Source organism: Petralouisia muris, assembly GCF_004793545.1.
GTDB classification, from domain to species: Bacteria; Bacillota; Clostridia; order Lachnospirales; family Lachnospiraceae; genus Petralouisia; species Petralouisia muris.
On the sequence record NZ_SRYA01000010.1, the window covers coordinates 111968 to 117967 of the forward strand.

Genomic DNA, 6000 nt, shown 5'->3' on the forward strand with positions numbered 1-6000 from the left:
CGCTAGACTTTTTGGGAGAAGGAGCAGTGAAGTGAGTGATTTTCCGTGCCTGTACGGAAATGAGCGATACGGAACTTGTGACGATGCGTCCACAGAGATAGCGAGCATCGGAGTGTGTCAGCCACAATCCCGCCCACACAAAACAAGTGGGCGTAACTTACCCGGGGGACAGCCCCTGTCTACCCCGAAAAAAGAAATTTAAGACTGGAGGATTGAGGAAAATGAGCAGAGAAAAATCAGAAAAGGACATGCGGAATGTCCCGATTACCGTCAGATTGAACGAGGAAGAACATGAAAAATTAAAGCAGTGCGCCGCCGAAATCTGTAAGGAGATTGAGGATTTTATCTTAGAATTGCAGCAGAAAGCAACTCTCCCACAACGATTTAGCTTAGAAGAATTGACAGAACAGGGGGCGGTCTGATATGGCGGTAACAAGCCTATGGCATGTCAAAGGGAGCATAAAAAATGTGATTGACTATATAAAAAATCCAGAAAAGACCGTGCCGAATCAAGATTTGCAGGACTTCTTTGACGTGTTCTCCTATGTGAAGAATCCGTTAAAAACAAATGAGGGCGAGTACGTTTCCGCTGTCAACTGTCTGAAAGAAACCGCCTTACAGCAGATGATTTTGATGAAAAAACAGTACCAGAAGGCAGGCGGGGATATCGCATGGCACGGCTGCCAGAGCTTCAAGCCAGACGAAGTAACACCCGAACAGTGCCACGAAATTGGATTGAAACTGGCAAGGGAGATGTGGGGCGGCAAGTGCCAGATAATCGTTGCCACCCACCTTGACAAAGAACATCTGCACAATCATTTTTGTTTCAATTCTGTTTCTTTCATAAACGGACAGAAATATAATTACTCAAAATCAGAACAGGTTGAGGGAAGTGTCCGACCGCTTATGCCGAGAGTACGGTTTATCGGTGATTGAAAACCCGAAGAAAGCCTCGTCCAGACCTCTGTATCTGGACGAAAAGAGCGGCAAACTGACACGCTACAATGTTTATCGGGAAGATTTAAGGGAAGCAATCAATGGGAGCAGGGATTTACGGCACATGATGAAATACCTTGCCGACAAGGGAAAGCCGACAAGCCCGCTGATGAAAGAAGAATTGCGGAAACTGGGCGAGATTACCGCACAGGCAAGGTATATGTCAAAGCAGGGCATCTCTATCCTCTCCGATTTACACACCGACAGGGAGAAAAACCAGAATGAAATGAATAAACTGATTGACTACCGCCAGCATTTGCGGAATAAGGTATGCCGTGCCACGCCAGCCGAAAAAGAAACACTCCGAGCCAAAAAACAGGGCGTGACGGAGCAGATAACGGAGCTTAGAAAGCGGCTGAAATATGCAGACGGGATTGAAAAACGCTCTGCCCATATTGACGGTTGCTTAAACCAAATCCACGACACGATTGAAAATCAGCGTCCGAACCGACAGAAAGAGCCAGTTAGGACAGACCGCAGGAGGGAGGGATTTTTACGGTAAAACAGTTATTTGACAGGATGACACTGTCGGGAATACAGCCAAAAGAGAAAGGAATCCCAACGGGATATTTCATAGAAAAGGACGGTCAGACTTAAAAAGGCAGAGTGATAATTATACCTATGGAGGTTTTCTGTTTATCGGTCTGCTGCTCAGTCTGCTGTTTATGATTTTTCTGGCTTTGGTTATTTATTATAAGCAGATCACAGAGGGATACAGTGACAGATACAATTTTGAAGTCATGCAGAAAGTAGGGCTTGACCGGAATGAAGTGTCGGCCATAGTCCACAAAGAAATTCGGACTATGTTTTTCTTACCGCTGCTTATTGCGGTTATCCATCTGGCTGTTTCACTTTATGCAGTCGCCATGCTGCTTGCCGTGTTTGGGCTGACAAATGTTCTGGCGCTTCTGCTCTGTGCGAGTACAATATCCTTGTTGTTTGCCTTTATCTATGTAGTAATGTATTTTAGTACCGCAAAAACTTATTGCAAAATAGTGATGCGCTGATGGAAAGGAGTAAATATGAGTTTTAATTTTGGAATTATTTTTGCTGTTATCTGCATGATAGGCGGTTTGCTTATGATTATCTTGTATAAGCCTTTTTGGTGGCTGATGAAGAAACAGGAAATGCCTGGCCATTACAAATGGTATCTGCGGATACCAGGCATTCTGATGATATTGTTTGGCATTGGGATCATCGTCATAAGTATTGTTAACGACTTTGCGTTTTGATTGAAGGGGCGATCTTCCGATAAATGGTGTGGGAAAATGAGAAAATGGTTGATTAAAAAGGCACGGATAATGTTATGCGTCATAGGTACAATATTTTTTACTTTGTTTATTTGGACGGTATGGGGCAATAAGGCATTGATGGCGAATACAGTTGCAATTTCAAGCGGCCGTATCCCTGCCGCATTTTCAGGCTTCCGGATAGCGCAGGTATCAGACCTGCATAATGCTGAATTTGGCGATGGCAATGCGGAATTATTAAAACTACTGTCCGAAAGTAAGCCGGATATCATCGTGATAACAGGAGACCTCATAGATGCCAATCACACGGATGTAGGGATAGCGTTAGGCTTTGCGCAGGAATCCGTCAGGATTGCCCCGACCTATTATGTGACGGGAAACCATGAAGCAGCAAGCCCGCAATATGACACTTTGAAAGCCGGGCTTGAATGCTCATGTACGGTAAAGAAGCAAGCAACCGAAAACAAGAGATAGACCGCCAGCACCACACTATTCCGAAACAAAACCCAAAAGACAAGCATTATGGAAAAATCAAAACTTTTGGATTTTTCCACAATGCCGACTGCTACGAAATTCCTCTCATACATAACCTTTTCATAGCATTTTTCTAATATCTGGCATAATGGAGAAAACTATTCTTTGTCTTTTTTCTCAAAATGTATTGACTATTCCCCTGGGGGTTAGTTTATCATATTTGTGGAGGTGAAAATTATGCTTATCAATGCTGTATGCAAAGAATGCTCTGTCACGAAAAAAGCCGTTGAATACTATATCGAGCAAGGGCTTGTTTCTCCAACAGTGCAGGAAAATGGGTATCGTGATTTTTCGGAGGAAGATATACGCCGTTTGAAAAAAATTTCCATTTTAAGAAATCTTGGGTTATCAGTTACGGATATACAAGATGTTCTGTTCGGCGAGACCGCTGCGTCTGTGCTGAATGAGATTTACCACAGGAGAAATTTACAAATGACCGTTTTACAAGAGAAACAGAAATTGATTCAGGAACTTGCATCAACTCATGATTGGGAACAGGTACAGAACAGGTTGTGCCAGCTCCAAAAAGAGCAGACCATATTGGAACGCTTGATGAATGCTTTTCCGGGTTATTACGGGAAATTTCTCTGTCTACATTTTGCCCCGTATCTTAACGAGCCTGTCTCCACAGACAGGCAACAGGAAGCATATGATACCATTGTTTCTTTTTTGGATAAAGTGGATTTTGACATTCCCGCCGATTTGAGAGAATATCTTGACGAGATAACCATAACTCTTGATGAAAGTTTTATGGAACGCCTAACCCGCAGCGTAAGTGCAGTTATCCATGAAACAGAAAAATATATCGCTGATAACAAGGAGATAATCGAAAGCCGCATTGCCTATAAGCAATCAGAGGAATATAAGGCATCTACCGCATACAGTCTGGAAAAAGCATTGCGCCAGTTCAACAGTGCAAGCGGATATGATGATATATTTATTCCGGCAATGTGCCGCTTAAGCGAATCCTATCAAAAATACCATGAAGAATTATCGGCGGCAGATAAAGTGTTTTTACAAAAATATCCGGGGTTAAAATAATATGCGGATAAAACGGTTTGAAAGTATAAACGAGGAGGTTCTATATGGAAAATATTTTAGAAATATCAAAACTAAATAAGTCTTACACAAATTTTTCATTGACAGATGTTTCATTTTCCCTGCCAGACAACAGCATCACTGGATTTATAGGTGTCAATGGTTCGGGAAAAACAACTACAATCAGGTCTATTTTAGGGCTTGTGAAATTCAATTCTGGAATCATTAAGTTATTTGGACAGGATATAAACAAAAATATAAAAACGCTCAAGGAACGTGTCGGCGTTGTATTAGATGAGGGCGGCTTCTATGAAGAATTTAGTATGTCTGAAATGAAAGGGATTGTAGCTCCGGCTTATAAAAACTGGCAGGAACAGGATTACAAAGATTACATGGAGCAGTTTGGATTAAACCCCAAGCAAAAGATTTCCACCTTGTCAAAAGGTATGAAGATGAAATTTTCTTTAGCATTGGCATTGTCACATAAAGCAGAGCTTTTAATCATGGACGAGCCGACAAGTGGATTAGACCCTTTAATTCGTAGCCAGATGTTAAAAATACTGGCAGATTACATTAAAAAAAGCGGCAGGGCTGTTTTCTTTTCAACCCATATCACTTCCGATTTGGAGCAAATTGCAGACAGGTTGATACTCATTGATAACGGGCGCATCCTTTTTCAAGAAAAAAAGGATACTCTGCTTGAAGCGTACAGGATTGTAAAAGGTGACAGCCGTTTGCTGAATACGGAGAGCAGGAAACTGTTTCTAAGTCTGAATCCAATGGATTGCAGCTTTATAGGATTAACCGATAAGCCGGAAGAGATTGCCAGAATCATGCCAGACGCTTTAATGGAACGCCCGACAATTGAAAATATTATGCTTGGAAAGATAGAAAGGGGAGATGCGTCATGACAACTCTAATGAAAAAGGACTTTATGCTGTTAAGAAAATATATACTGTTCATAATTGTAATCGTGTTTGTTCTGCCTGTTGCATTTGCATCAAAATCAAATGAAGTAAATATGGTTCAGTCAACATTGGCTTTTGCATTTGAGGTTATTTATTCTGAATTTCTGATATGCCGTTATCTGGCAATGAAAGAATACCAGTATCCAAAAACTGCGAGTTTTTTATGTACGCTTCCTTATACACGGAATATGCAGGTTGCCAGTAAATATTTGACATATTTCATTGTGTTTGTATTTTGCTGTACAGCATATTGGATTGATACATTATTTGTTCCGAATTTAATCAGGCTGAGCCCGGAGTTGGTCATACCTGTCTTTTTTGTCGCTACCATTCTTTATAGTGTCTATATGCCTGTACAGTATCAGTTTGGATATGATAAATCAAAACTAATATTTATGTTTTTGTTGATTGCTTTTCCGTTATTGATTGCCAAGGCAAATACGGCAATGATTATGGAAATACTAACAAAGATAACCTTTCCAATAATGTTGATATTGACATTTGCAGTATTGCTTTTGTCTGTAATATCGTCAATTAAAATATTTAACGGAAAGGAATTGTAAGGGGAGACTATGGACGAACACAAAATATTCAAGACAGCGGCAATTCCCATTGTTTTATTGATTATAGGTTTGAAACATTATACTCAAAATTTGGTTGTCTCAATAGCTGTCGGAATAGGCATTTATGTCATTTCCTATTTCATAGACAAGCATATAAAAAAGAGATAATGCCATGCTTAAAGCAATCAATACAAAAAGGTACAACCAGCTTGCGATTGAACTGTTAAAGAAAATATTTAATGGATATTATGAGCCGGGTGCAAAGCTCCCGCCGACGCGGGAATTGGCAAAGCAAGCCGGGGTGAATCCTAATACAATGCAAAGGGCTTTACAGGTATTGCAAGATGAAAAAGTACTCATAAAGCAATCCACAACAGGGAGATATGTCACAATAGACATTCAGCATCTTATCAGAATACGGAATGACATATTGGAACAAATAAACCAAATCTATCAAGATGAAATCAATTCATATGGAAACAGCTTTGAAAAATTTGGAGAAATCAGTTCCGATATGTAGCAGTAGCTTATAATGCCGCTAGTTTCTGAAATTAAAATTAATGTAACTATAAACCATGCACCACCCCATGTGGGAGGAGGCCGCTGAAAAAGTAGATACCACCGCCTATATTTGGTATAATATAATTATCA

10 protein-coding genes are annotated in these 6000 nt (G+C 40.5%); all 10 read left to right on the forward strand.

Annotation, left to right across the window (positions count from 1 at the left end):
* Positions 1 to 221 precede the first annotated feature (221 nt).
* The 10 genes from E5329_RS06780 (at position 222) to E5329_RS06825 (ending at position 5869) form a co-directional block, all read left to right on the forward strand.
* A complete protein-coding gene (locus tag E5329_RS06780) occupies positions 222 to 422 on the forward strand; it encodes a hypothetical protein (protein WP_135988810.1) in 201 nt (66 codons plus the stop codon).
* 1 nt (position 423) lies between these two features.
* Complete coding sequence (locus E5329_RS30515; RefSeq protein WP_275443083.1) at positions 424 to 936, forward strand: relaxase/mobilization nuclease domain-containing protein; 513 nt, start codon at positions 424 to 426, stop codon at positions 934 to 936.
* Positions 893 to 1498 carry a hypothetical protein gene (locus E5329_RS30520; RefSeq protein ID WP_275443084.1) on the forward strand — a complete coding sequence of 202 codons (606 nt, stop codon included), beginning with the start codon at positions 893 to 895 and terminating at the stop codon, positions 1496 to 1498. Before E5329_RS30515 ends, E5329_RS30520 begins: the two co-directional genes overlap by 44 nt.
* Before the next feature lie 178 nt (positions 1499 to 1676).
* Entirely contained in the window at positions 1677 to 2003 is a 327-nt protein-coding gene (locus tag E5329_RS06790) for a hypothetical protein (protein WP_135988811.1), read from the forward strand.
* 15 nt (positions 2004 to 2018) lie between these two features.
* On the forward strand, positions 2019 to 2228 hold the full coding sequence (locus tag E5329_RS06795; protein ID WP_135988812.1) for a hypothetical protein: 210 nt from the start codon (positions 2019 to 2021) through the stop codon (positions 2226 to 2228).
* A 138-nt stretch (positions 2229 to 2366) separates the two neighbouring features.
* Entirely contained in the window at positions 2367 to 2720 is a 354-nt protein-coding gene (locus E5329_RS06800; RefSeq protein WP_330572002.1) for a metallophosphoesterase, read from the forward strand.
* Between the two features lie 237 nt (positions 2721 to 2957).
* Complete coding sequence (locus tag E5329_RS06810) at positions 2958 to 3821, forward strand: MerR family transcriptional regulator (protein WP_135988814.1); 864 nt, start codon at positions 2958 to 2960, stop codon at positions 3819 to 3821.
* Between the two features lie 44 nt (positions 3822 to 3865).
* Complete coding sequence (locus tag E5329_RS06815) at positions 3866 to 4729, forward strand: ABC transporter ATP-binding protein (protein ID WP_016306779.1); 864 nt, start codon at positions 3866 to 3868, stop codon at positions 4727 to 4729.
* Entirely contained in the window at positions 4726 to 5349 is a 624-nt protein-coding gene (locus E5329_RS06820; RefSeq protein WP_135988815.1) for an ABC-2 transporter permease, read from the forward strand. The genes E5329_RS06815 and E5329_RS06820 overlap by 4 nt, the downstream gene beginning before the upstream one ends.
* A 172-nt stretch (positions 5350 to 5521) precedes the next feature.
* Positions 5522 to 5869 carry a GntR family transcriptional regulator gene (locus E5329_RS06825; RefSeq protein ID WP_135988816.1) on the forward strand — a complete coding sequence of 116 codons (348 nt, stop codon included), beginning with the start codon at positions 5522 to 5524 and terminating at the stop codon, positions 5867 to 5869.
* Positions 5870 to 6000: the final 131 nt, after the last annotated feature.